Origin of the sequence: Photobacterium sp. 2_MG-2023 (assembly GCF_030547675.1) — a bacterium.
GTDB classification, from domain to species: domain Bacteria; phylum Pseudomonadota; class Gammaproteobacteria; order Enterobacterales; family Vibrionaceae; genus Photobacterium; species Photobacterium arenosum.
The window spans coordinates 49,384-73,647 of record NZ_JAUOQQ010000025.1; the positions used below are offsets into that span (position 1 = coordinate 49,384).

Genomic DNA, 24,264 nt, shown 5'->3' on the forward strand with positions numbered 1-24,264 from the left:
GTTGATCCCAAAGCATTGATGAATAATAGTCGGTATCAGGCTTTTTTTGTCAAAGAGACAAGAATCTCTTCTAATTCATCCCAAGGCAGTATGTCCTTATCAATGACTTCAATGCGGGACTCAAACCCTTCCAGAGTGAGTTCATTCACCGAGACTACCCGATTGACCACATTAAAAGCAAAACATCCGCGTTCGGTGTTAACCACGGCTTTCACGCGCTGGGCATTCAGGTTAGTGAACAGGGTAAACAGCTGGGAAAAATCAAAGTGCAGGTCAGTCGCAAAGAACCAGCCGCAACTGTGATAGCCCTGACCATGGTTTTCTTTACGGATGAAGGTTTCACCGGGGGCCAGCTCTAAGCCCGGCAGGGGCGCGGCCGCATCGTCATGATGATGGTGATGGCTGTGTGCAGCCTGACGTGCAATGCGAGGCTGTTCCAGCAGAGACAGATCAAGTTGCCCTTGCTCAACCTGAGTGATCATCTGTTTGGCTGGTTCGCACTCGCTGGCGTACTGCTCAAACATCAGCAGATCGTAATCGCTACAGGCATCGATTTTGTTAGCAACCAGCACATCGGCCAGCGCAATCTGATCCTGAAAATTCTGGTTATCGGTATATAAGCTGTCTGAAAACTGACGCGGATCAACCAGAGTGATCGTCGCTTTCAGATCGATGTATTTGGCATAGCTCTCGGAGGTCAGTTTATTGATGATCTCTTTCGGATGGCCCAGACCAGTGGGTTCCAGCAGCAGGCGATCCGGCTTTTGGGCCAGCAGGGCATTGATGCCCACCGACATCGGCAGTCCGGCGACACAGCACATACAGCCGCCCGGTACTTCTTTGACGATGGCACCCTGCTGGTCGAGCATGGCTCCATCGACACCTACGTTACCAAACTCATTGATCAAAATGGCCCATTTCTCATCGGCAGGTTTACGCGCCAGCAGCGATAAAATGGCTGTGGTTTTACCGGCTCCCAGAAAGCCAGTGATGATATTGGTCGGAATAGGTTTGCTGATAGTCATTGAGAATCCGTCTTACCGCATAACTAAGTTACTGGTCATCATACTGTATGGCAGGCCGTGAATTGAAGGAAACTGTGTGGGTTTCTTAGGCTTTGGGTCAATCCTGTCTGCTGAGTGAAGCAAAAATGGCCGGTGGGTCAGTGTGTTTGTGTGCCGGTCACCTCGGGTGAAATCCTTTTGCTACCTTTGGAATTTGCGACATATGCTTAATCAATAATGATGATAGAACAGCCGGTGGCAAATTCAGTTGCCCCGGCTGCGGTATTCAGTCGCACCCGCTTCAGGAGTGGCCCATGAATGGCGAGCTGTTTGAATCCCTGCCGATCACTCTGATCTTTGTCGGCATTGCTTTGCTGATGTTGCTGTTCTGCGAAATTGGCTTTCAGTTTGGCCGTCATGCTTTTGCCCGGAAAGATAAGGAAGTTCCCGGTCCGCTTGGGTCTATGGTTGGAGGACTGCTTGGGATGCTGGCGTTCGTGCTCGCGTTTACGTTTTCCATTGCCTCCTCTCAGCACGAAATTCGACGCAACAATGTGCTTGAGGAAGCCAATGTGATCGGCACTGCCTATCTTCGGGCTGATCTGTTGGATGAGTCATCTGAAAGTATTGTGAAAGATTTGCTCAAATCTTATGTCGAGATTCGACTCGCAGCGGCCAGCGGCAGTGATATCAATGAAGCATTGAGAGAATCACTCGCAATCCATCGCCAGCTTTGGGATGCAGTTTCAACTGCTGCCATTGCAAATCCAAGCCCATTGAGTTCGCTGATGGTTCAGGCGACCAATGATCTGATCGATATGCATGAAAAAAGAGTAACAGGGGCATTGCGAAGCCGGATTCCTGCCAGTATCTGGGTAGCGCTGGCGGCCATTACAGCGCTTGCGATGATTGCGCTGGGCACGCAAGTGGGTTACTCCGGTAAGCGACGGTTGATTGCGGTGATCCCGTTACTGCTTGCTTTCGCGGTCCTCGTCACGCTGGTGGTTGATCTCAACCGGCCTCAAAATGGCCTGATTAAGGTGAGTCAGCAGTCGATGGTTGATCTTCAGAGCGGTATGGGAGGTAACAAGAGCGGTAATTAATGTCTGGTAAGGTGATTGTGTTGTCATATTCTGGCTGATCCAATACGCCGATGTTTCGTGTTTTCTTGCTTATTCTATTCACTGCCTTTTCTGTCGGCAGCCAGCCAGTTGAAAGAGTGCAAATATTGAATCGCGTTGGTATGTCGCGCTTTGTTTTGAAGAGAGTCTCACCATTTTCGGATGCGCGCCAGATACTCTTTGCCGGCACAAATGTATCCAGAAATGCCTTTGGGTTCTCTGGTGTTGTCCGGGTCGGTTGTAGGCGCTCCCGGCGCCGACAACCTAAAATTCGTCCTGAATTTTTCCCTGATTTGGGGGATTACTTTAATTAATATTCAATAGTCTGGTATTAACGAGACAGAGATTGTCTGTTTCAGTGAATTACTCACTGAAAATATTCTATTATGTGCACATGGTGTGCGGACATGATCAGTCTGGCAGCGGCGTGAACCGGCATGTTGCTCAATACACACTTACAGCTAAAGCTTATGCATTCTGGAACTTGATTAAGGGACGGGTAGATATGCCGAATGAGTTCGAATTAACAGGCTCGGCGCATCATCGTCTTCACTACAAAGCCACGCGTGCTGGCTGTGTGATACAAAGAAAAGAATAGGACGTTGTTCGTATGGAAAGTGACATAGTTCAGGAAATTTTTGCTGTTGAGGAAAAACTAAAGGCTTCAATGCTCAGCTCAGATACTGTTGCATTAACCGATTTGCTATCAGATGCCCTGGTATTCATTAATCACTTTGGCCAACGGGTATCAAAGCAAGATGATATCGCCTTGCACCGTTCTGGTTTGTTAAGCATTGAATCAATCGAATTACGTGATTTTCAGGTAGTACCACAAGGAAATATCGCTTTGGTTCATGTAAACGCAGACATTAAAGGGAAATATGATGGTGCTAAGGCCAATGGTGTTTTTGCTTTCTCTCGCGTTTGGCTAAAGCAAAACAACAAGTGGCAACTCATTTCAGCGCAGTCGACAGTTATCTCGTAACAGTTAAAGATTAGAGTCGCGCAGTTGACATTTTATCCAGGTGCTGCACAAGTCCGAAGTGGCATTCGTTAAATAGTAAGAGGGAAGAGATATGGAGATTTCTCATATAAAGCAGGAGCATGCAGAAGGTTTTCATCGCTGCTTAGATATTGTTGCCAAAGAAAAACGATATCTTGCTCAGACTGAAGCTTTACCATTGGAAACCATTCAAGGGTTCGTGAAACAAAGTGTAGAGTCAGATGCAATTCAATTTGTGGCACTCGATGGTGATAAAGTCATTGGTTGGTCTGATATTTTTTCGCATTGGGCGCCGGCATTAATGCATCGCGGTAGTTTAGGTATGGGCGTTCATCCTGATTTTCGGGGGCAAGGGGTGGGAGAGAAGTTATTAATTGCTTGTATTGAAAAAGCGAAGTTGAAAGGAATAACTCGCATAGAACTAGAAACCAGAGCCGACAATTTAGCTTCACTTGGCTTGTATAAAAAACTTGGTTTTGTTCAAGAAACAATCAAGAAAAATGCAATGAAATTCGATGAACAGTATTTCGACTCCATTCAAATGGCATTAATACTTGCTTAGACCCACATAATATCGAATTTAGTGTATTACATCTTAAGCGCCAGAGATGCGATGGGTGTTCATCAAAATACGGTGAATAATTTGATTAATAGTGGTGCTGTTACGGTATCAGTGGCAATTAAGGTAGCGGCGACGTTGGTGCGTTTACCAGATTTTTACTTTATATTCAGCTGGCTTTACGAGTGTGTGGCAACGCCTGATAAGGTGTTAGCCGTTAATCGAAATATATGAAAAGGAATTCAAAAATGAAAATTGCTTTAGTAACAGGAGGTACAAAGGGAATTGGGCTTCAGACCGTCAGGCGACTGGTCGAGTCAGAGTATAAGGTGATCACATGTTCTCGTTCACAAGAAACCTGGGCAACTGTGCTCGAAATATTTCCTGAGTTGAGCGTTGTTGATCATCAACAATCAGATATATCCGTTGAGTCCGATCTTGAAAATTTGTTCCGTCATATCAGTGCTGAGTACGGCGTATTGGATGTTGCGGTGAATAATGCATCACCCGCTCTTTCCTCAAGAGGAAATTTCCATGAAGTTGATACCTCATTGTTAAGAGAAACGCTGTCGGTAGATTTCTGGTCGCAGGCTTTGTGTTTAAAGCACGAAATCAGCCTGATGAATGCGGGCGCTTCTATTGTCAATGTCAGCTCAGTAAATGGCTTGAGACCAACGCCGAATGCTTCAATGTACAGTGCAGCCAAACACGCACTAGAAGGGCTAACTCTTTCATTGGCTTTGGAAAATATAAGCTCAGGCATTCGTATTAATGCCGTTGCTCCCGGTGTAACATGGACGCCTCGTTGGGAGGAGCGGCAGATTGATGCTCCCAATATCCGGGCAGATGTGTCCAACGTTGTGCCGATTCAGCGTTTTGCCAATACTGACGAAATCGTCAATGCTATCGAATTTTTATTATCTGAGAAAGCCAGCTACATTGTGGGGCATACGCTGGTCGTAGATGGTGGGTTATCGTTGACATAAGCGGTTAACAGATAATGATAAGTGTCGCGCAGCCGACTGCTTTTATCTGGCTTTACGAGTGTGTGGCAAAGCAGATGAGACGGTGGTGTCATTCTTTAGGCGAAATGGTGACTAATGAGTAATCTTCAGTATGTGTCTCTTGATGAAATAGAATCAGACAAGTTCATTGCCATACTCAACAAAGCGAGTACCAGAAAGCACCTCATTACCCATGATGAGTTTGATTCTGATCTTTCAGAAAAGTGGATTTGCGACAAGATCGAAATTGATGATCTTGAAGGTTGTATAGTAAGAGCCATCATCGTCGATGACGAATTAGTCGGTTGGTGTGGAATACAATTATCAGAGCTTGGGCATGAGATAGCCATAGTCGTAGATGACCGCAGTTGGGGCATAGGGAAAATGGTTTTTAGATCGCTAATCTCATGGGCTCATGATTTTGGTCATGAAGTCGTTTATATCCACTTACTACACACACGCCCTGAATATGAGTTCTTACGTAAAATATCCCAAAGCGTGTTCCCAACGGAAATGATAGGCGATAGGTTCACAACCTATGAGCTCAACGTAGCGGAGTGCCTGACAGGTAAGAAGCAGAATTAATCCAACAGAGTGCGACATTCCGAGAATGAAAAATCCAGACATCCAGTAGAGCGTTCTCTGGTGGATTTGTGATTGAAGCCCTCGGTGTTTTATCGGTTTTGGTGGGGCTAAGTTAAAGCTCCCGCTATTGATGATTGATTGATTGGTTTTTCGGCCCGGTGGGATCAGACGTCACTTATTTTAGCGTGAAATGTGTAATTGGGTTTAATGATGAAAATAGAGATCGTAGAAAAAGCAGATCACCTTAGTTTGATAGACATCTGGGAGGCGTCAGTGAGAGCAACCCATGATTTTTTGTTGGAGGAAGATCTGCAGGAGTTAAAACCGTTAATTCTGGATCATTACTTTGATGCTGTTGATTTAAAGTGCGCTAGAAATGGCAAGGGTGAAATACTGGGGTTCTGCGGTGTGCATGATGGCAATATTGAAATGTTGTTCATCTCACCTGATGTACGCGGAAAAGGCATTGGTGCTTTGTTAGTGGCCCATGCAATCAAAGTGCAGGGAGCTTCGAAGGTTGACGTGAATGAACAAAATAAGCAGGCACTGGGTTTTTACCTGCATATGGGTTTTTCAATAACGGGGCGTTCATCAGTGGACGGGCAGGGCAAGCCTTATCCGCTGTTGCATTTGGCGTTGTAAAAATTTACCAAGGCCAGATACGGAGACGGCTTTTCGTTCCGGTTATGTAGTGAAAAGAGAACCGCTTGTGTCGCTCTCTTTTTTCACTGATGTAGTCTTGAGTCATGTTCTAGGAGCAGTGAGCTGGCCGTAAGAAAAGTATACGCTGATTTAGTCTACAGCGTCGATTGATGTGCCCCATACCCTAAACATCCGAATCGGTGGATGTCGGAAATATTCAATAATTACCTTCATGAATAGCTTATCTTGTTATCCGAATAAAGTGCAGTCAGCACAAAAGTATGTGTGAACAACAACTACAGTTGAGTTCTGAATTGCAAAGGATAAGTACATGAATTTACTACACATTAAAGTAAGCCCAAATATTGACGGTTCGGCGTCGAGAAAAGTTTCCGACTATCTCGTCGACAGGCTGAAAAAGAAATACCCAGGTATAGATGAAAAAATTATTGACCTGTCTCAAGAACCTTTGCCGCATCTGGATGCTTGTACAGTTGAAGCATTCTTAACAAAACCAGATGAACGGAAAGAGAGACAAACAAAAGCCGTAGAACTTTCGGATCGAATGATTGATAACTTGTTCGAAAGTGATTTGATAGTCATATCGTCACCGATCTGGAATTTGGGATTGCCATCAGTATTGAAAGCTTGGTTTGATCATATCACTCGGGCAGGGCGGACCTTCAAGTTTACAGACGCAGCGGGCAGTAAGGTGGGGTTGGTTCCAAATAAAACGGTATATATCGTAGTGGCAAGCGGAAGCATCTTTTCATATGGACCGCTTGTCAGCCATGATCAGTTTACACCTTATATAAAATATGCGTTTCAATATATTGGTATTACAGATTTGAAATTCGTTCGAATAGATGGCACGCACGATCCGCTTACCAGTGAATGCGCTGTCCCTAAAGCGATCTCCTTAGTTGATAATATGAATATTTAGATAGGTGATACTTTATGCTAACAAAGAGTAAATTATTTTTAATCGTTCCTGATCTTGTAAATAACGCCAAGCTGTGAGTGTTGCATAGGCGAAAATACCCATAGAGCCGCGGCTCAGGTATCAAATTGCTCTTAGGATCTCTCAGCTGAACAAGTGTAAATAAAAATCTCCCTACGCCACTTCAGCCCGATACTCAGCGAAAAAAGATTACGATTTTCAGGGCCACAATGTGGTGATGGCGTATAAATACCGCTTTGATCTGAATGAGGTTTGGGCGGCGTGGTGATGGTGCTCAGATTCAGAGCTCATGACTGATGTCGACGATTGTTTTTCTCAGCCAGCCGTGGGCCTGATCGGCATTCATTCTGGGGTGCCAGAGCATGGATATTGGAATCGGCGGCACGGTGAATGGCAGTTGAAAACAATGCATCCCCTGCCGGAAGCTTTGTGTGTGCTTGGCGGGGACAGTGGCAACTAAGGCGGTGGCGCTGGCTAACGTGACGGCACTGGTGTAACTGCTGACGGAGGCACGGATGTTAAGGCGTTGTCCGGATTCGTTCAACAGGGTTTCGAGGTGGCTTTTGTCTGCGTCCATTCTGGTCACGCCAATATGGTCGGCGCTGAAGTATTGCTCAGCGGTTACCTGACGCTGGCTGAAGGGGTGTTGAGCGGACACCACACCGATGAAGTGATCTTCAAATAATCGACGTACTTTGAGTTCCGGATGGGTGGTTTCCCTCAGTTTTCCGATTTCGATATCGACGCTGCCATCTCGCAGCCCTGCGCCTTGATGTGAAGACTGGCTGATAAAACGAACACGGCTCCGTGGTGCTTCTTCTGTCATGCGCTTCATCAGCGCGCCTCCCAGGCTTTCCACAAATCCCTCACTGACGAACAGCGTAAACGTTCGCTCCAGACTGGCAATGTTGACGGGCACAGCAGGGGTCAGAATGGCTCTGACATCCATGGTCAGCTGGCTGACCTGAGCCTGAATTTCCAGCGCTCTGGGAGAAGGGACCAGATGACGTCCGGCCCGGACTAACACCGGATCGTCCATGGTGATGCGCAATCGTGCCAGCGTTCTGCTCATTGCAGACTGACTTAAATTCATCCGTTTTGCTGCGCGGGCAACGTTGCGTTCCTCTAACAGGACATTCAGGGCCGGAATCAGATTCAAGTCGATCGCTTTCATTTGTCTACCTATAGCGTTCTATGCATTCAATGAGTGTAAATGATGCGTCTTCCGCAAAACAAGGTCAGATTTTAAGATGGCTTTTATCTCGGGTCTCAAATTGGAGTGTTCTTCATGAAAGCGGAAATTTCACAGGCAGAAAAGGCAGAGAATCTGTCGATGACAAACTGGTTCTCACTGCTGGGGTTAGCCGTTGCTGTGCTACTTTCTTCGTTAAATATCAGTATCGTCAATGTGGCTTTGCCCAGGCTGGCCAGCAGTTTTTCAGTGCCAATGTCTGAGGTGCAATGGCTGGTTGTGGTTTATCTGCTGGCGATGACATGCTTTATGCCAATTGCCGGCGTATGGGGTGATCGCTTTGGCCGGAAGCGACTGTTTCTTTTTGGTATCGGCCTCTTTTTCTGCGGTCTCATTGCCTGCATTGTGTCGGAAAGCCTGACACAGTTGATCGCGGCGCGTTTGGTCCAGGGGATTGGGGCCGCGATATTCATCAGCCTGGCGATGACCTTCGTTAGTGACTTTATTCCTGCAACCAAAACCGGGACCGCGATGGGGATTTTAGGCACAACCTCTGCAATCGGGACGGCACTCGGGCCGGTCTTGGGCGGCTATTTGATCTCGCATTTTGACTGGCATGCGCTGTTCTATGTCAGCGTGCCATTTTGTATTTTTGCTTTGTTGTTACTGGCCCGGCAGTTACCAGACAATGCGCCTGTGCCCTTCAAATCGGTGAAGTCAGGACGTTTTCTGGCTCAGTTCTCTGAAAATCCGGCATTGGCAGGCAGCCTGACTGCGAATGTCTGCGTTTCGGCCATCATTATGTCAACCATGGTTGTGAGCCCGTTTTACTTCACTGATGGCCTGCAGCTTTCACCAGCGCAAATTGGCGCTATTTTGTCGGTCGGACCGATTGTTTCTGCTCTTACTGGTGCTCCCGCTGGAAAGCTCACGGATCATCTGGGGTCAGGAACTGTGGTTCGTGTCAGCCTCTGGATTATGCTTTTGGGCTGCCTCCTGATTTCCGCCAGCGCATTCTGGACTTCTGTCCCTGTCTATCTATTTGCTTTAATTCTGGTTACCGCTGGCTATGCCATGTTTCAGGCCGCCAATAATACGGCTGTAATGACAGAAGTTAAGGAAGGGCAAAAAGGAGTGACGTCGGCGTTGCTTCATTTTTCCCGGAATCTCGGCCTGATGGCTGGCGCTTCGGTCATGGGATGGCTCTACCTTTTTACATCAACTTTTTTTCCTGAAACTCAGAATCAACCTGCCACTGCTTTTGGGGTTACGTTTCTGATTTCGGCTATTTTGGTCGGGCTGGCTCAGGTTATGGTTTCTTTGAGAAGGGGGCGGTGATTTATTTGGAGTTCCACATTCGAGGGATGCGATGTTATTTATCGTAATTCCTCAGGGGGTCTATAATCGCTGCACAAAAAAATCTTCGAAACAACCAATAATGGTATTTCTCAGACTTACAATAAAACCACATTACCTGTGTGAAAAGATTGCAATTCGAATCTCCTTGGTTATTTAGAGAGGCATTTGAAGCATGAATTTGAGGCCCAATCCTCACACAATCCAGGGTTCGGTGTATCAAGCTGGCATTGTCCAGTGCGTAAAGCAAGCCGCGGCTGAGTGCGGCGTTAGCAGCTTGTCACACCTTTGACGTATTATTGGCATTAAACTGTCGTATATGAAATTTTGAGTTATTATACGCTGTGGTCTCAAATGAGATGTTGGATGGATGTGTGATGAAGGTTAATACTAAAAAAATATTAAATGAACGTAAATCAAGGGCATGGAGTCAACAACATTTAGCTGATGTAAGTGCTTTAAGTTTAAGAACAATTCAACGAGTTGAGAAAGAAGGTACAGGTTCACCTGAAACAGTGAAGGCATTAGCGGCTTGTTTTGAATTAGACGCCAATGAACTACTTGTACACGAAGAGACCAAGAGAAATTCATTCGAGATAAATATCAAAACGAAACTGGCTGCAATGTGGTCTTTAATTATTGTCATTTTTGTCAGTGGTATATTGTTTATTGTGCAGCCTACAATGGCTTTTGATATAGAAATTAGTGCTGATCATATAGAAAGCTCTGATGAAAATAACTATCAACTATATAGCGGTAATGTAGAAATATTTGTGCCGGAAGGGATCACTTTTGAAGTCGAATCTGATGAACTTTGGGGGACAGACACAGCTTCGGTTGTAACGGGTAGTGTGAAGGTAGAACTAGATGAGACGACATTAGTAGTAGGTGATGGTGTGATCATCAAAGTCGATAAAGGGATAAAAATTACTACAGATCACGCTGAACTGCACCCTATGCCACTATGATCGAAAACTGCTAACAAACGTTCAAAGTTTCAATTTTTTAATTTTATCTGAAAGATTTGACACAAGAGTTTCAAATCGTGTCTGTCCAATAACGAACCAGAACCTCAAATGTTTAAAATACGAGGGAAAATTCAGAACGAATTTTCAGGTTGTCGGCGCCGGAAGTGCCGACAACCGACCCGGATCACGCCAAAGAACAAAAACGGGGCGGACCATACATTGTGCCAGCAAAACGTATCCGGCGAGCATTCGAAAAATGCTGAATTTGCCACTGAACTCAAGCGCGACATACCCGCACAATGTTTAGACATGTACTCGCTGTCCCTACGCCACTTCAGTCGCCAGTTTCTCTGGCATGAAGACAATCAGGCCTTTTTGATGACGTTAAAAGCAGAGCTGACGCACGAGGAGTTTTTGGAAGTCATGCATAAGTTAGATGATTGGATGTTCAATAAGCTGCGCGAAAGTCAGGATGTCAGAGCACGGGAAGGTCTGAAAGTTGCCCCTTATACCTTTGGCTTTATGGCGGCTAAGGGAGCTTTTCATGACAAGCTGCCAGACATTCCCAACCTGACCGATGCAGTTCAATGATACTGTTGTCAGGCGCAGTGCAACCCGACTTCAGTGTTGTGAAAGGCTATCGGGTGATGAGCCTTGACTCAAACCCTCCACCAGAAAATCCACCAACAGCCTTACTTTCGGTGACAGCCGGACGCTGGACGGAAACAATGCCCAGATGCCTTCTTTGTCATCGCGGTACTGGGCCAGCACTTCAATCAGCTCGCCGGATTCCAGATCCTGCTGGATGTAATAATCGGGCAACTGGATTAAGCCCAGCCCCCGTTTCGCGGCATCACGCAGGGCAAAGCCGCTGTTGCACTTGAGCCGGCCTGAAATACGCAGTGCTCTGGATTGTTGTTTGTCTTTGAAGCGCCAGACATCCACTGAGCCAACTAAACACTGGTGTTTACTCAGCTCCGACAGGGTATGGGGTTCGCCGTGCCTGTCGAGGTAATCGCGGCTGGCACAGACGTAAGATTGCCGGGTCGACAGCCTGCGGGCCAGCAGCGTGGAATCTTCCAGCCGCCCTAAGCGTATGGCCAGATCAACGCCGGATTCAATGAGATCGAGTTTCTGGTTGGTAAGCACCAACTCGACGTCGACCTGCGGGTATTGTTCTAAAAACTGATTGATCAGGGGCGCGAGGTGTAGCTCGCCGTAGGTGACGGGGGCGGTTACGCGCACCAAGCCTTTTGGAGTGGTTTGCATCTGCGTGACAGCCAGCTCTGCCTGTTCCAGTCCGTCCACCAAATGTTTGCATTGCTGAAAATACAGCATTCCGGCTTCCGTCAGCGTCACTTTACGTGTGGTGCGGTTGAGCAGTTTGACGGCGAGCCGATCTTCCAACGCCGCGACGCGGCGGCTGACCTGAGCCACCGAGGTGGACAGTTTTCTGGCGGCCAGTGTGAAACTGCTCGATTCTGCCACGGCGACGAATTCACTGACGCCTTCCCAGTTTGCCATGGTGTATTCCGTGCTTGATTCCAAAGTATTGATTATTACACAACCGTAAAAATGATTTGCCAGAATCGGTAATTATTTCTGGGATGTTCAGAGATATACTGAATGAAAGCTGTGTATCTCATTCAACAATAAGGAAGATTTCATGACGCTGGAACTGAAACCCGGTCAAACCTCAATCAAATCAAAAGCGGCTGTCGCCTGGGCTGCGGGTGAACCGCTGAAAATGGAAGAAGTCGACGTTCAGCTGCCGAAAGCCGGTGAAGTGCTGGTTCGCATTGTGGCGACAGGTGTTTGCCACACGGATGCCTTTACGTTATCAGGTGATGATCCGGAAGGGATTTTCCCGGCGATTCTGGGCCACGAAGGCGGTGGCATTGTTGAAATGGTGGGTGAAGGCGTGACCAGCGTCGCCGTGGGTGATCATGTGATCCCGCTGTACACTGCTGAGTGCGGTGAGTGTAAATTTTGTACCTCGGGCAAAACCAACCTGTGTCAGGCCGTGCGTGAAACCCAGGGCAAAGGTTTGATGCCGGACGGCACCACGCGTTTCTCTATCAATGGGGAGCCGGTTTATCACTATATGGGTTGCTCCACGTTCTCGGAATACACTGTGCTGCCCGAGATTTCTCTGGCGAAAGTGAACAAAGCGGCACCGCTGGAAGAAGTGTGCCTGCTGGGCTGTGGTGTGACCACAGGTATGGGCGCTGTGCTCAATACGGCGAAAGTCAAAGCAGGCGATACGGTTGCAATTTTCGGTCTGGGTGGCATTGGCTTATCGGCCATTATCGGTGCGCGCATGGCCGGTGCCAGCCGTATTATCGGCATTGATATCAATGAAAGTAAGTTCGGGCTGGCACAGCAACTGGGTGCGACGGATGTGATCAACCCGCAGCATTTTGACAAACCGATTCAGGAAGTGATTGTTGAAATGACAGACGGCGGCGTGGATTTCTCGTTCGAGTGTATCGGTAACGTGAATGTGATGCGTCAGGCGCTGGAATGCTGCCACAAGGGCTGGGGCGAATCGGTGATCATTGGTGTGGCTGGTGCCGGACAGGAAATCTCTACCCGTCCGTTCCAGCTGGTGACTGGCCGGGTCTGGCGCGGTTCTGCTTTTGGTGGTGTGAAAGGTCGCTCGCAATTGCCGGGCATTGTTGAGCAGTATCTGGCGGGTGAATTTGGCCTGCAGGAGTTCATCACCCATACCATGGGACTGGATGAAATCAATGAGGCGTTTGACCTGATGCATGAAGGCAAGAGTATTCGCAGTGTCGTCCATATGGATAAATAATTGCTGTTGCTACTCTAAGTTAACGATCACACCGCACGGCAAGGTGCGGTGATACCAATACGGAGAGATTCACCTATGAGCCTCGACAATCTCAGTCAGAACAAAGTGTTTGGCGGTTGGCATAAGCAATATACTCACAGATCATCGTCGCTGAATTGCCAGATGCGTTTTGCTGTGTACCTGCCATCGTCGGCCAGTGCATCCAATAAGGTGCCGGCACTGTACTGGTTATCCGGCCTGACCTGCAGCGATGAAAACTTTATGCACAAAGCAGGAGCGTTCCGTGTAGCGGAAGCATTAGGCATTGCCCTGATTGCACCGGACACCAGCCCGCGCGGTGACGATGTGGCGGATGATGATAACTATGATTTGGGTAAAGGCGCGGGTTTTTATCTGAATGCGACTCAGGCGCCATGGGACAAGCATTACCGGATGTACGATTACATAGTGGAGGAGTTGCCTGAGCTCATTGAGGCCCATTTTCCCGTATCTAGCCTGAAGTCGATATCGGGTCACAGTATGGGGGGTCATGGCGCCCTGACCATAGGGCTCAAAAATGCCGATAAGTACTGTTCGATATCGGCGTTCAGTCCAATCAGCCATCCTATGGTGTGCCCCTGGGGGCAAAAAGCCTTTCAGGCGTATCTGGGCAACAATAAAGAAGACTGGCGTCAGTATGATGCCTGTGAGCTGTTACGTCAGGGACAGGCTTCGCTGCCAATGCTGGTTGATCAGGGCGATGCAGACAACTTCCTGGCAGAGCAACTGCACCCTGAGGCATTACAAGCCGCCGCCGCATTGCATGATTCCGCGCTGGAACTGCGCATGCAGCCCGGTTATGACCACAGTTACTACTTCATTGCCAGCTTCATTGAAGATCATCTGCGCTTTCATGCCCGTTATCTGCTGACCGGTCGCAACTAAGGCCTGATGACAGCGCGAGCCACTGCAGGGTACGTTTTCAGCGTACCCTGATAAGGCGGTTTGCTATGCCTTGACTTCCTTACAAGGTAGTATTGCCCAAACGCTGCTGATTCAGGCAGCGAACTTTCATTAATCAGGACGTAACTGAATGGAAAAAGTGGCCATATTTGTGGATGTGCAAAACGTATATTACACATCCCGGCAGAGTTATCAGCGAAACTTTGACTACAACGCCTTCTGGGCCAAAGTGACCAAAGACCGGGAAGTGGTCGCCGCGTTCGCGTATGCCATTGACCGTGGTGATCGTAAGCAGCAAGAGTTTCAGAACATCCTGCGGGCCATTGGTTTTGAGGTTAAACTGAAGCCTTTTATTCAGCGCTCTGACGGCTCGGCAAAAGGTGATTGGGACGTTGGCATCACCATTGATGCACTGGAGCACACGGGCATGGCCGATGTGGTGGTGCTGGTATCCGGTGATGGCGATTTTGATCTGTTGCTGAATAAACTGCGAGTTGATAAAGGTAAGCAGGTTGAGCTGTTTGGTGTGCCTGACTTGACGGCAGCCTCTTTGATTAACGAAGCCAGTACATTCGTTCCCATTGATGATGCGTTGCTACTTTAGTAAACCAGGTTCACTGGTTGATGATAAAAAAACACGCCCGGTTTACAGGCGTGTTTTTTGTTTCCAGAGTGATGTTCAGGGGTGATCACAGCATCAGTTCTGGACGATTTTTGTACTGTTCCAGCGCCTCCGGGTTGGCCAGCGCGCCGACGTTTTTCACCGGCTGCTGATGCACCACATTACGCACCGCCAGTTCAACCAGCTTGCCTGATTTAGTGCGCGGAATGTCGGTGACAGCCAGAATCACCGCCGGGACATGACGTGGCGAGCAATGCTCTTTGATGCGCTGACGAATCCGGGCCTGCAGCGTGTCGTCGAGCTGTTGTCCTTCGGCAAGCTGAACAAAGAGCACTACACGGACGTCATTCTGCCAGTTTTGTCCGATCACAATGGAGTCGGTAATCTCGTCCATAGGATTGACCTGACGGTAGATTTCCGCTGTCCCGATGCGCACACCGCCCGGATTGAGCACCGCATCGGACCGGCCAAAGAAGACTAAGCCGCCGTGACGGGTCAGCTGAACAAAATCACCGTGGTGCCAGGTGTTGGCATAAACCTCCCAGTACGCACTGTGATAGCGCTTACCGCCTTCGTCATTCCAGAACCCAACGGGCTGATGCGGAAAGCTGTTACAGCACACCAGTTCGCCCTGAGCGTCAATCACCGGCTTTCCGTTGTCATCATAAACCTGTACATCCATGCCTAATGCACGACCCTGGCATTCTCCGCGGTACACAGGGCTGAGAGGGTTACCAATCGCAAAGCAGCCACAAATGTCAGTACCACCGGCAATAGAGGCTAACTGCAAGTCAGATTTGACAGCACGATACACATAGTCGAACTGTTCCGGCGCTAACACAGAGCCGGTAGAGCACAGGGTTCGCAGGCCAGACAGCCGGTGGGTCTGGTTAGGCTGGTAGCCTTTTTTCTCAAGTGCTTCGAGATATTTGGCTGAAGTGCCAAACAGGGTAACGCCTTCCTGATCGGCCATATCCCACAGCACATTACCGTCCGGATAGAAAGGAGAACCTTCGTAGAGCACCAGGGTCGCACCAGCCGCTAGCCCGCTGGCCATCCAGTTCCACATCATCCAGCCACAGGTGGTGAAATAGAACAGGCGATCCCCTTTATTGACATTGCTGTGCAGCATGTGTTCTTTCAGATGATTCAGCAAAATGCCACCGACACTGTGAACAATACACTTGGGCTTTCCCGTGGTGCCGGAAGAGTAGAGTATGTAAAGCGGATGATTAAACTCAACCTGTTCATACAGGATTGCCGCTGGCTGACACGTGGCTAGCACGTCATCCCAGTATTGATAGCGTTCAGTTAACGGCTCCGCAGCAGGCGGCGGCATGTCAGTAAATGGAATCAGCACCACTTTCTCTACGCTGTGCAGTTCCGTCAGCATGGCATTGACTTTATCGATGCAGCTGTGGCTTTTGCCGTTATAAAAATACCCATCGGCCGCGAACAGGAGTTTCGGGCAGGTCTGGCCAAAGCGCTCTACCACGCTGTCGACCCCAAAGTCCGGCGAGGTCGACGTCCAGATCGCGCCAATTGCGCTGGTGGCGAGCATGGCGATCAGTGTCTGAGGCAAATTCGGCAGATAACCGGCCACGACATCCCCTTGTGAGATGCCTTGCTGGCGCAGGTACTGGCTGAGCTGTGAGACCTGATCATACAAGTTTTGCCAGCTCAGTTGCTGGCGTCGCTCTGCCTGTCCTTCACAATGAAACACAATAGCCGCTGTTTCCGGTGCCTGTTTGGCGTAGGCCAGCAGGTTTTCAGCAAAATTCAGGCGGGCATCCGGGAACCAGAGGGTGTCTTTAGCCGGCTCTGTGCTGCCTGGGGGGCAGTCTGTCACTCTGCTGCCTTTGTCACCAATGACGCCGCAGAAGTCCCACAGACGATCCCAGAACTGTTCACTGTGCGTGACAGACCAATGGTGAAGCTGCTGATAGTCGTGAAAAAGGGTGTCTTCCTGCTCGCTCAGATTCACCATGAACTGGTACAGCAAGCTGTCATGAATACTGTCTTTGGTCGGCTGCCAGAGAATTGGCGCTTGATCTTCTTCCAGATGATGGTCTTGCATGCTCATCGTTATCGTCCTTATCGTGATGGCTTACGTCTTAATCGCAGACCTGGCGTCCTGCATGCCGCCTTGATGCTTTTATTGTGGCGTATTATCCGGGTGAGCCTGCTCAAAAGGAGCCAGTTTTTGGCAGGCAGCATCGATTCTGACCAGCGTCGGGTAGGGGGACAAGTCAAGCTCGAACCGGCGCGCATTATAAAGCTGAGGCACCAGACAAATATCGGCCAGCGAGGGCGTGTCGCCACAACAGAAGGTACTGGGCTGGTGAGTTTGCCTTGCCGCTACTCGGGCTTCCAGCGCAGACAAGCCCTGGTGCAGCCAATGGTGATACCAGGTTAGCTTATCTTCCTGGCTCACACCCAAGTCCTGCGTTAAATAGTTGAGGATGCGCAAGTTGTTAACCGGGTGAATATCACACGCGATACTCAGTGCCAGTTCGCGGCATTGTGCTTTTTGCCACGGATCGCGGGGCAGAAGAGCAGGCTCAGGGTGGGTGTCTTCCAGCCATTCAATGATGGCCAGTGACTGGCTGAGCTGGCCAGTCTCCGTATCCAGTGTCGGCACCAGCTGAGACGGATTGATGGCCTGATAAGCCGGTGATTGTTGCGCTTTATCCACCAGAGACACCGGGTGGCTGGTATAGCTCAACCCTTTCAGGTTGAGCGCAATACGCACCCGGTAGGCGGCGGATGAGCGGAAATAGTCATAAAGCGTCATCCGGCCTCCTGGTTAAACTGGCTGGTGGTGGTTCAGATCGGCAGGATCGTACTGATGCTGGTATTTCACCACTGTCTGTTCAATCGCGCCAAAGATGGAGTCACCGTTGTCGTCAAACATTTCAATTTTGACTTTGTCGCCAAACTTCATGAAAGGCGTAACGGCTTGTCCCTGATCGATAATTTCCAGCATACGGCGTTCGGCCAGACAGCAGGAGCCGCTGGAGCGATCAACGTTAGAAACAGTCCCGGAACCGATAATGGTGCCCGCGCAGATATGACGGGATTTCGCCACGTGTTGCACCAGCTCTGCGAAGTTGAAGGTCATGTCCACACCGGCATTGGGTTCACCGAACAGCTCATCATTCAGGTGTACGCTCAGACGCTGATGCACTTTGTAGTCATGCCAGCTTTCGCCCAGTTCATCCGGTGTGACAGCCACAGGAGAAAAGGCCGAAGCCGGTTTGGACTGAAAGAAACCAAAGCCTTTGCCAAGCTCTGCGGGGATCAGATTGCGCAGCGACACATCATTGACCAGCATCAGCAATTTGATGTGGCCGTGTACTTCTTCAGTGCGTGTTCCCATTGGTACATCATTGGTGATAACCGCAATCTCACCTTCAAAATCGATTCCCCAGCTTTCATCGGCCATTTCAATGTCCTGATGCGGGCCAAGAAAACCATCTGACATGCCCTGATACATCAGGGGATCGGTCCAGAAGCTTTCCGGCATTTCTGCGCCGCGTGCCTTGCGGACTAATTCCACATGGTTGACATAGGCACTGCCGTCCGCCCATTGAAAAGCCCGTGGCAGCGGAGAGGCGCAATGTGCCGGGTTAAACGGGAAGACATCATTGGCAATACCGTCATTTAAATTGCGATACAGATGTTGCAGATCCGCTTCGACCTGATCCCAGTTATCCAGAGCAAATTGCAGCGTCGGCGCGATGTCGTGTGCATGTACGGCTTGAGTGAGATCACGTGAAACGATAATCAGTTGTCCGTCACGGCCTTGGTTTAAAGAAGCTAATTTCACGTTTTACTCCTTACTTTACAATGTAAATCTAATGCTTGTTTTTTCGCCTGTTGATCACTTACGGTTGATCCAGGAATAGACATAATCTTTGTTTTCAACGCCTTCCGGCAGATCCGCGACTTCCAGCGGATATCGGGTGTCGATCATCACCGCCACTTCATCGGTTTCTTTTTTCGGCTGCGACTGGCTGGCCGCCAGAGCCTTCGGGTGCGGGCCGTGCGAGAAGCCGCAGGGGTGGTGGGTGATCATGCCGGCTTCAATGTTGTCGCGGCTGAAAAAGTTACCCTTGTGGTAGAACAGCACTTCATCGTAGTCGTCATTGTTATGATAGAAAGGCACTTTCAATGCGCCCGGATCAGACTCGATCGGACGAGGCACGAAAGTACAGATGACGAAACCATTCGCGACGAATGTGGTATGTGCTGACGGCGGCAGGTGATAGCGATGGCTCATCAGCGGGCGAATATCACGCCAGTTCAGTTTGAAGACGGTCAGATTCCCTTTCCAGCCTTGCGCATCAAGAGGGTTGTACGGGTAGGTGATGGTATTCATCTGATCGCGGGCTTTGAGCCTGACTTGCCAGCGCTGATTATTATTTTGCTGTGCGAGAAAGGCGTCATCAATGCGTGCGTATTCCAGTACCGCCGGGTCATACACGGCATGCTGGCCTGCCAGACCGCGATCCGGCATCTGGTATCCGCCGTTGGTCGCTTCAATCAACAGCATCGAGACAGGTTCGTCGACCTCTATGCGCCAGCTGGTGGCGCGGGGAATGGTGATATAGTCACCTTCTGTGAAGGTCAGGTGGCCATAATCACAATACAGTTGGCCGCTGCCCTGATGAATGAAAAGCACTTCATCGCCATCACCATTACGGACCAGATGGTTCATGCTTTGGGTGGTATTCCAGACTCTGAGTTTCAACTGGTTGTTGAACAGTACCAAAGAGGCATCCCAGGGCGATTCACCCGGCTGCTCAAGGCGGGTCGTGTCTATGGCGCGGGGGCGCAAGGGGCCGTCCCACTCTACCCAGCCTGTAGGCGGATTGCTGTGATACATGTGGCTTGCAGGGCCAAAGAAGCCTTCTTTACCGCATTCACGTTCATACGTACCTTCCGGCAAGTCGCAGTGGGCCTGACGTGAGGCTTTACCTTCTATAATCGGAAATTGAAACCAGTGACGCATCTTTGGGTCCTCATTGACGATGACAGCCTGCGTTTGTCTGCAGCGACAAACCCACTGTCCCTATCCTTGTGTGCCAGACGCCCTGAAAACTCTGATGGCCGAGTATCGGCATATCTGGCTTAACATAGTGTTAACCTTCTGCTTTAACTCTGGTTGAGAGCGACTTAACAAGCAACCCCTCAAGCAATATTCACTTTTGCAAAGTGTGCGGTTTTTTTTACATAACTGTATGTTCTTATTGATGGTCTAAGTCGGTGCTCTGCTTCGTTTTTTCAATCTGGCCTGACAGGAGCTGAGCAATCAGGGGTATGTAAAATTATTGTTACACTGTATGGGTTGTGCGATTCCACTCAGATGGTTCCATTGCGATCCCTAAAACGCCTACCCTTAAACGAGAAGGGACAGCTCCAGACTTATCTGTTGTTTATTCGCAGCTCGCCAATGGTTGAGCCGGAGAAACAGACCGTTGAGCTGATGATTGCCAAGGCAAGGCAGAGAGACATAGAAGGTTGTTTTATGGGCAAAGCGACAAAGTATGTATCGAAACAGCCGGATGAAAACGGCTTCATTCACTGGTCTGACGATGAGCACCAAATCTGGCACGATTTGGTGACAAGACAGCTTAGCTGTATAAAAGGCCGGGCCTGTGACGAATATATTCAAGGGTTGGAACTGCTGAATCTGCCTGCTGATCGTGTACCGCAACTGGCGGAAGTGAATAAGGTGCTGATGAAAAGCACAGGCTGGCAGTGTGTTGAAGTGCCGGCGCTGATTAATTTTGACCGCTTCTTCAAGCTGCTGGCAAATAAACAGTTTCCAGTGGCCACATTCCTGCGTAGTCGTGAAGAATTTGATTACCTGCAGGAACCTGACTTTTTCCATGAAGTGTTCGGTCACTGCGCCATGCTGACTAATCCGGCCTTTGCAGAATTTACTCATACCTATGGTCGTTTAGGCTTTGCTGCTTCCAAGGAAGAGCGGGTCTATCTTGCGCGTTTGTACTGGTTTACGGTTGAATTTGGTCTGATGCGCCAGCACGGTGAGCGCCGGATTTACGGTGGCGGTATTCTGTCTTCACCGGGCGAAACCGAATATGCGATGACCAGCGATAAACCGATTTACAAAGTGTTTGATCCTGTTGATGTGTTACGCACACCGTATCGTATTGACATCATGCAACCGATTTATTTTGAGATTGATGGTATACAGCAACTGTTTGAGCTGGCACATCAAGACATCATGAGTATGGTTCATCAGGCCCAGTCTTTGGGTTTGCATGCACCTTTGTACCCGCCGAAGAACAAGGAGCAAGTTGGGGAATATGTCTGATTTAACTGAATTGAAGTGTGAAGCCTGTCAAATTGACGCCCCTATGGTGACAGACCATGAAATGGTTGAGCTGACGAAAGCGATTCCAGAGTGGGAGGTGCTCAATGTTGAGGGTATCAAACAACTGGAAAGGGCGTATAAGTTTAAGAATTTTAAGCTGGCCTGGGCGTTTGCCAATCAGGTGGCAGAGATGGCTGAAGAAGAATTTCATCACCCAACCATTACACTTGAGTGGGGTAAAGTGACGGTAAACTGGTGGAGTCACTCAATTAAAGGGCTGCATAAAAACGACTTTATCTGTGCCGCGAAAACAGATCGTCTGTTTGAAAATTAAACACCTTATTGATTCACAAAACACGTCAGTGAGTAATGAATAAGCGCTAAGCGCCTGATTGCCGGCGCTTTTTTTGTTTTATGCTACAGGTTGTACGGTTTTGCTGTGTCAGGTTTATTGACATTTTGGTGTGCTGAATTTTTGTCCGAAGTTGTCTGTGTACCGATTCAGCAGGCATCTTGATCCACACTGCGCGAATAGAAAGTCTTGCTGTACCTCTGATGTTCCTGCCTGGACCGTGTTTTGCATTTCGCCTTGCAAAATGCGACGCAAGTCACAAAAGTTTACAGCTCACACCTGAAACAGGCTCGCTTCCCCGTAACCGTTACCCGGCACTTTATTTGCATGATAAAGATCACATTCTTGTCCTGGTTTTGCGATTTGACAGGAAGAGGAATACCGGTAAAGCAATGTGGCGTATCACGGGTCGGTATGATCCGGACAATAACAGAAATGGGGGCGGCGCTATGTATGACGCAGAGATGAAGCTGAACCATCAGATTGTACAGTTTCTGGAGTACAAACTTCAGACACTTCACGAAAATATCCGCGAAAATATCACTGAACCACCTGAACTTTATACGGCTATGCTGGCGGTGCTGACGCAATATATGGCAGGCCTGAAGTCTATCACCTGTTTGCTCAACCATGGCTTTGTGCCGCAAACGCGGGGGATTTTTCAAACCCTGGGTGAAGACTATGAAGACATTATCTTTCTCAGCCTGCCCGCCTTGCATGGCACCATGACCCATCTGCATCACGCCTATCTCAAGCGTGTGGCCGGTGAAGAAGACTACGGGTATTACAGTCCGGTGTCGCGATGCGAGATCAGAAACCAGATCAGGGAAGCAAATGGCATCAATCACAATGTTTTTCAGCTTTACCCGAAGCGGCAGGCGTTGCAGGTTCTGCGTCCGTTAGGCGACAAACCCTGTTCTGCCAATCTGGCCATAGAGTTACATCGACACTTTGCCTATAAAGCCGTGTTGTTGACAGTACTGACAGCGAAAGTGGCTGATGAACAAGAAGTGATGCGCGAATGCCTGAATTATCGTGCACATCTTGAGATGGTGGATCCAGAGGCTGTGGTGATGCCTCAACCTAAACCTCAGACGCGCCCGCAGACTGCGCCAGCGCCAATCGCGAATGATATATCTTATGCGGCAATAAGATAACTGACACAGTCACTGCGCTGTACCCAAACACAAGGCAAGTGTGATAACGTCATGTGATGTAAGAAGCCATTGCGATTGCAATGGCTTTATCGGTTAAATGGATGAATGACAGGCATTGGGAACAGCATGGCAGAAAAGAAAGCATTAGATACTAAAATCATCACCGCTGGCCGCTCGAAAAAGTGGACTCAGCAATTAGTGAACCCCCCGGTTAGCCGCGCTTCCACCATAGTGTTTGATTCCGTCGCAGAGATGAAGCACGCCACCGCCAACAGGGCGAATAAAGCGCTTTTTTATGGCCGCCGCGGCACCAATACGCATTTTGCTTTTCAGGATGCCATGGTTGAGCTGGAAGGCGGTGTGGGTTGTGCGTTATATCCTTGTGGTACAGCTGCGATTTCTAATGCCATTCTGTCATTTGTAAAAACGGGCGATCATGTTCTGATGGTCGATGGCGCTTATGAGCCAACGCGGGATTTTTGCGACAAAGTGCTTGCGAAAATGGGCGTCGAAACCACCTATTATGACCCTGTAATTGGCGAAGGAATCCGGGACTTAATCCGCCCGAATACTACAGTGTTGTTTTTAGAGTCGCCTTGTTCCATCACCATGGAAGTGCAGGATGTCCCTACACTTGCGCGCATCGCCCATGAGCATGATATTGTTGTCATGCTGGATAATACCTGGGCTTCGCCTATCAATTTTCAGCCGTTTGAACATGGTGTTGATATCTCCATTCAAGCCGCGACTAAGTATATCGTCGGGCACTCAGATGTGATGTTAGGTACAGCAACGGCCAATGAACGTTGCTGGGATCAGTTACGTGAACACAGCTATCTGATGGGACAGTGTACCTCTCCCGATGACGTGTATCTGGCGATGCGGGGACTGCGTACTTTGGGCGTGCGTCTGCGTCAGCATCAGGAGAGCAGCCTGAAAGTGGCCCGTTGGCTGGCTGAACGACCAGAAGTTGATCATGTACGACATCCGGCACTGCCGAGTTGTGAAGGGCATGAATTTTATCTTCGGGACTTTAAAGGGTGTAACGGATTATTTTCTGTCGTGCTTAACCGGGGCAATACCGAAGCACTGACAGCATTGCTGGATGGCATGGAACATTTCAGTATGGGCTATTCCTGGGGGGGCTTCGAAAGCCTGATCCTGGCCAGTGAAGATGTTAATAAACTGCGTACCGCGAAGAAAAAAGCTTTTGCAGGTCCGATTTTACGTCTTCATATCGGATTAGAAGATTGCGATGATCTTATTCGGGATCTGGAAAAAGGATTCGAAAGGCTGAACGCAGTTCTGACGGCTGAGTAAGATTCCTCACCTTCATGATGACAGGCCACTTGATGTGGCCTTTTCTGTCTCTGGCTGTTGAGAAATACTGAACACATTGTAGGTAAGTTTCTGAAATAGGCTAAAATTTATTCAGACGACCTGATTGGGTCACTTGTGGCTGAACGAAAAGGAGAAGGGCCATGAAAAAATTATCTCTAGTATTGTTTGGGACATGGGTACTGGCGGGTTGTACCAGCATGGATTCAGAATATGGTGTAGGCCCGATTTCAGATAATAAGTGCGACATTCATGGGAAGGTGTAGAAGAGGAAGCCAACTGCTAAAAGTGGTACGCTCT

General features: G+C 48.9%; 24 protein-coding genes and 1 pseudogene. 18 read left to right on the forward strand and 7 right to left on the reverse strand.

The genetic code is table 11. The features are described from left to right. Nucleotides 1-35: 35 nt before the first annotated feature. On the reverse strand, nt 36-1,025 hold the full coding sequence (locus Q4491_RS17515; RefSeq protein WP_027254190.1) for a GTP-binding protein: 990 nt from the start codon (nt 1,023-1,025) through the stop codon (nt 36-38). 293 nt (nt 1,026-1,318) lie between these two features. Here Q4491_RS17515 and Q4491_RS17520 point away from each other — a divergent pair, with 293 nt between their 5' ends. The 8 genes and pseudogenes from Q4491_RS17520 (at nt 1,319) to Q4491_RS17550 (ending at nt 6,861) form a co-directional block, all read left to right on the forward strand. Beyond that, entirely contained in the window at nt 1,319-2,107 is a 789-nt protein-coding gene (locus Q4491_RS17520; protein ID WP_192014276.1) for a hypothetical protein, read from the forward strand. A 628-nt stretch (nt 2,108-2,735) separates the two neighbouring features. Then, nucleotides 2,736-3,110, forward strand: coding sequence for a nuclear transport factor 2 family protein (locus Q4491_RS17525; protein WP_237795248.1), 375 nt, complete (start codon nt 2,736-2,738; stop codon nt 3,108-3,110). 91 nt (nt 3,111-3,201) lie between these two features. After that, nucleotides 3,202-3,690 carry a GNAT family N-acetyltransferase gene (locus Q4491_RS17530; protein WP_303459416.1) on the forward strand — a complete coding sequence of 163 codons (489 nt, stop codon included), beginning with the start codon at nt 3,202-3,204 and terminating at the stop codon, nt 3,688-3,690. Nucleotides 3,691-3,735: 45 nt separating this feature from the next. Next, a pseudogene (locus tag Q4491_RS21530) lies at nt 3,736-3,849 on the forward strand (addiction module antidote protein, HigA family); the annotation flags it as partial. An 86-nt stretch (nt 3,850-3,935) separates the two neighbouring features. Further along, on the forward strand, nt 3,936-4,673 hold the full coding sequence (locus tag Q4491_RS17535) for an SDR family NAD(P)-dependent oxidoreductase (RefSeq protein ID WP_303459419.1): 738 nt from the start codon (nt 3,936-3,938) through the stop codon (nt 4,671-4,673). Between the two features lie 114 nt (nt 4,674-4,787). Next, the gene (locus Q4491_RS17540) at nt 4,788-5,276 is read left to right on the forward strand and encodes a GNAT family N-acetyltransferase (RefSeq protein WP_303459421.1); all 489 of its coding nucleotides are present in this window, start codon (nt 4,788-4,790) and stop codon (nt 5,274-5,276) included. A gap of 210 nt (nt 5,277-5,486) precedes the next feature. Further along, nucleotides 5,487-5,918 carry an acetyltransferase gene (locus Q4491_RS17545; RefSeq protein ID WP_303459462.1) on the forward strand — a complete coding sequence of 144 codons (432 nt, stop codon included), beginning with the start codon at nt 5,487-5,489 and terminating at the stop codon, nt 5,916-5,918. Nucleotides 5,919-6,249: 331 nt separating this feature from the next. Next, entirely contained in the window at nt 6,250-6,861 is a 612-nt protein-coding gene (locus Q4491_RS17550) for an FMN-dependent NADH-azoreductase (protein WP_192014268.1), read from the forward strand. 298 nt (nt 6,862-7,159) lie between these two features. On the opposite strand, the gene Q4491_RS17555 is transcribed toward Q4491_RS17550, so the two are convergent. Then, nucleotides 7,160-8,053: a LysR family transcriptional regulator gene (locus Q4491_RS17555; protein ID WP_303459426.1), complete on the reverse strand. Its 894-nt coding sequence runs from the start codon at nt 8,051-8,053 to the stop codon at nt 7,160-7,162. 114 nt (nt 8,054-8,167) lie between these two features. On the opposite strand from Q4491_RS17555, the gene Q4491_RS17560 reads away from it, so the two are divergent. The 3 genes from Q4491_RS17560 (at nt 8,168) to Q4491_RS17570 (ending at nt 10,986) form a co-directional block, all read left to right on the forward strand. Further along, nucleotides 8,168-9,409: an MFS transporter gene (locus tag Q4491_RS17560; RefSeq protein WP_303459429.1), complete on the forward strand. Its 1,242-nt coding sequence runs from the start codon at nt 8,168-8,170 to the stop codon at nt 9,407-9,409. A 395-nt stretch (nt 9,410-9,804) separates the two neighbouring features. Beyond that, nucleotides 9,805-10,395, forward strand: a complete 591-nt coding sequence (locus Q4491_RS17565; RefSeq protein WP_192014262.1) for a helix-turn-helix domain-containing protein — start codon at nt 9,805-9,807, stop codon at nt 10,393-10,395. Nucleotides 10,396-10,503: 108 nt separating this feature from the next. Continuing rightward, nucleotides 10,504-10,986 (forward strand): hypothetical protein, encoded by a 483-nt coding sequence (locus Q4491_RS17570; RefSeq protein ID WP_303459434.1) that lies wholly within the window; start codon nt 10,504-10,506, stop codon nt 10,984-10,986. 30 nt (nt 10,987-11,016) lie between these two features. Here Q4491_RS17570 and Q4491_RS17575 read toward each other — a convergent pair whose 3' ends face one another. Beyond that, nucleotides 11,017-11,919, reverse strand: a complete 903-nt coding sequence (locus Q4491_RS17575; protein WP_303459437.1) for a LysR family transcriptional regulator — start codon at nt 11,917-11,919, stop codon at nt 11,017-11,019. Between the two features lie 142 nt (nt 11,920-12,061). Here Q4491_RS17575 and Q4491_RS17580 point away from each other — a divergent pair, with 142 nt between their 5' ends. The 3 genes from Q4491_RS17580 (at nt 12,062) to Q4491_RS17590 (ending at nt 14,756) form a co-directional block, all read left to right on the forward strand. Next, a complete protein-coding gene (locus Q4491_RS17580) occupies nt 12,062-13,210 on the forward strand; it encodes an S-(hydroxymethyl)glutathione dehydrogenase/class III alcohol dehydrogenase (RefSeq protein WP_192014255.1) in 1,149 nt (382 codons plus the stop codon). 75 nt (nt 13,211-13,285) lie between these two features. Beyond that, nucleotides 13,286-14,134: an S-formylglutathione hydrolase gene (fghA, locus tag Q4491_RS17585; protein WP_192014253.1), complete on the forward strand. Its 849-nt coding sequence runs from the start codon at nt 13,286-13,288 to the stop codon at nt 14,132-14,134. A 148-nt stretch (nt 14,135-14,282) separates the two neighbouring features. Then, nucleotides 14,283-14,756, forward strand: coding sequence for an NYN domain-containing protein (locus Q4491_RS17590; RefSeq protein WP_218386585.1), 474 nt, complete (start codon nt 14,283-14,285; stop codon nt 14,754-14,756). Between the two features lie 85 nt (nt 14,757-14,841). On the opposite strand, the gene Q4491_RS17595 is transcribed toward Q4491_RS17590, so the two are convergent. The 4 genes from Q4491_RS17595 to Q4491_RS17610 form a co-directional block, all read right to left on the reverse strand. Next, nucleotides 14,842-16,857 carry an acetoacetate--CoA ligase gene (locus tag Q4491_RS17595; protein ID WP_303459442.1) on the reverse strand — a complete coding sequence of 672 codons (2,016 nt, stop codon included), beginning with the start codon at nt 16,855-16,857 and terminating at the stop codon, nt 14,842-14,844. A gap of 72 nt (nt 16,858-16,929) precedes the next feature. Next, nucleotides 16,930-17,568, reverse strand: coding sequence for a maleylacetoacetate isomerase (maiA, locus tag Q4491_RS17600; RefSeq protein ID WP_192014249.1), 639 nt, complete (start codon nt 17,566-17,568; stop codon nt 16,930-16,932). Nucleotides 17,569-17,580: 12 nt separating this feature from the next. Then, on the reverse strand, nt 17,581-18,603 hold the full coding sequence (locus Q4491_RS17605) for a fumarylacetoacetate hydrolase family protein (RefSeq protein ID WP_303459446.1): 1,023 nt from the start codon (nt 18,601-18,603) through the stop codon (nt 17,581-17,583). A gap of 54 nt (nt 18,604-18,657) precedes the next feature. After that, entirely contained in the window at nt 18,658-19,788 is a 1,131-nt protein-coding gene (locus tag Q4491_RS17610) for a homogentisate 1,2-dioxygenase (protein WP_303459449.1), read from the reverse strand. Nucleotides 19,789-20,304: 516 nt separating this feature from the next. Here Q4491_RS17610 and phhA point away from each other — a divergent pair. From phhA to Q4491_RS17630, 4 genes are all read left to right on the forward strand, one after another. Continuing rightward, nucleotides 20,305-21,117 carry a phenylalanine 4-monooxygenase gene (gene phhA / locus Q4491_RS17615; protein WP_192014547.1) on the forward strand — a complete coding sequence of 271 codons (813 nt, stop codon included), beginning with the start codon at nt 20,305-20,307 and terminating at the stop codon, nt 21,115-21,117. Beyond that, nucleotides 21,110-21,451: a 4a-hydroxytetrahydrobiopterin dehydratase gene (locus Q4491_RS17620; protein WP_027254207.1), complete on the forward strand. Its 342-nt coding sequence runs from the start codon at nt 21,110-21,112 to the stop codon at nt 21,449-21,451. Before phhA ends, Q4491_RS17620 begins: the two co-directional genes overlap by 8 nt. 410 nt (nt 21,452-21,861) lie before the next feature. Next, nucleotides 21,862-22,626, forward strand: a complete 765-nt coding sequence (locus tag Q4491_RS17625; RefSeq protein WP_218386591.1) for a hypothetical protein — start codon at nt 21,862-21,864, stop codon at nt 22,624-22,626. A 126-nt stretch (nt 22,627-22,752) separates the two neighbouring features. Further along, the gene (locus tag Q4491_RS17630; RefSeq protein ID WP_192014241.1) at nt 22,753-23,946 is read left to right on the forward strand and encodes a cystathionine beta-lyase; all 1,194 of its coding nucleotides are present in this window, start codon (nt 22,753-22,755) and stop codon (nt 23,944-23,946) included. The last annotated feature ends 318 nt before the right edge of the window (nt 23,947-24,264 follow it).

Coding starts and splice junctions, on each gene's coding strand:
- Q4491_RS17515 (WP_027254190.1), bottom strand. CDS start 1,025: ATGACTATCAGCAAACCTATTCCGACCAATATCATCACTGGCTTTCTG.
- Q4491_RS17520 (WP_192014276.1), top strand. CDS start 1,319: ATGAATGGCGAGCTGTTTGAATCCCTGCCGATCACTCTGATCTTTGTC.
- Q4491_RS17525 (WP_237795248.1), top strand. CDS start 2,736: ATGGAAAGTGACATAGTTCAGGAAATTTTTGCTGTTGAGGAAAAACTA.
- Q4491_RS17530 (WP_303459416.1), top strand. CDS start 3,202: ATGGAGATTTCTCATATAAAGCAGGAGCATGCAGAAGGTTTTCATCGC.
- Q4491_RS17535 (WP_303459419.1), top strand. CDS start 3,936: ATGAAAATTGCTTTAGTAACAGGAGGTACAAAGGGAATTGGGCTTCAG.
- Q4491_RS17540 (WP_303459421.1), top strand. CDS start 4,788: ATGAGTAATCTTCAGTATGTGTCTCTTGATGAAATAGAATCAGACAAG.
- Q4491_RS17545 (WP_303459462.1), top strand. CDS start 5,487: ATGAAAATAGAGATCGTAGAAAAAGCAGATCACCTTAGTTTGATAGAC.
- Q4491_RS17550 (WP_192014268.1), top strand. CDS start 6,250: ATGAATTTACTACACATTAAAGTAAGCCCAAATATTGACGGTTCGGCG.
- Q4491_RS17555 (WP_303459426.1), bottom strand. CDS start 8,053: ATGAAAGCGATCGACTTGAATCTGATTCCGGCCCTGAATGTCCTGTTA.
- Q4491_RS17560 (WP_303459429.1), top strand. CDS start 8,168: ATGAAAGCGGAAATTTCACAGGCAGAAAAGGCAGAGAATCTGTCGATG.
- Q4491_RS17565 (WP_192014262.1), top strand. CDS start 9,805: ATGAAGGTTAATACTAAAAAAATATTAAATGAACGTAAATCAAGGGCA.
- Q4491_RS17570 (WP_303459434.1), top strand. CDS start 10,504: ATGTTTAAAATACGAGGGAAAATTCAGAACGAATTTTCAGGTTGTCGG.
- Q4491_RS17575 (WP_303459437.1), bottom strand. CDS start 11,919: ATGGCAAACTGGGAAGGCGTCAGTGAATTCGTCGCCGTGGCAGAATCG.
- Q4491_RS17580 (WP_192014255.1), top strand. CDS start 12,062: ATGACGCTGGAACTGAAACCCGGTCAAACCTCAATCAAATCAAAAGCG.
- fghA (WP_192014253.1), top strand. CDS start 13,286: ATGAGCCTCGACAATCTCAGTCAGAACAAAGTGTTTGGCGGTTGGCAT.
- Q4491_RS17590 (WP_218386585.1), top strand. CDS start 14,283: ATGGAAAAAGTGGCCATATTTGTGGATGTGCAAAACGTATATTACACA.
- Q4491_RS17595 (WP_303459442.1), bottom strand. CDS start 16,857: ATGAGCATGCAAGACCATCATCTGGAAGAAGATCAAGCGCCAATTCTC.
- maiA (WP_192014249.1), bottom strand. CDS start 17,568: ATGACGCTTTATGACTATTTCCGCTCATCCGCCGCCTACCGGGTGCGT.
- Q4491_RS17610 (WP_303459449.1), bottom strand. CDS start 19,788: ATGCGTCACTGGTTTCAATTTCCGATTATAGAAGGTAAAGCCTCACGT.
- phhA (WP_192014547.1), top strand. CDS start 20,305: ATGGGCAAAGCGACAAAGTATGTATCGAAACAGCCGGATGAAAACGGC.
- Q4491_RS17620 (WP_027254207.1), top strand. CDS start 21,110: ATGTCTGATTTAACTGAATTGAAGTGTGAAGCCTGTCAAATTGACGCC.
- Q4491_RS17625 (WP_218386591.1), top strand. CDS start 21,862: ATGTGGCGTATCACGGGTCGGTATGATCCGGACAATAACAGAAATGGG.
- Q4491_RS17630 (WP_192014241.1), top strand. CDS start 22,753: ATGGCAGAAAAGAAAGCATTAGATACTAAAATCATCACCGCTGGCCGC.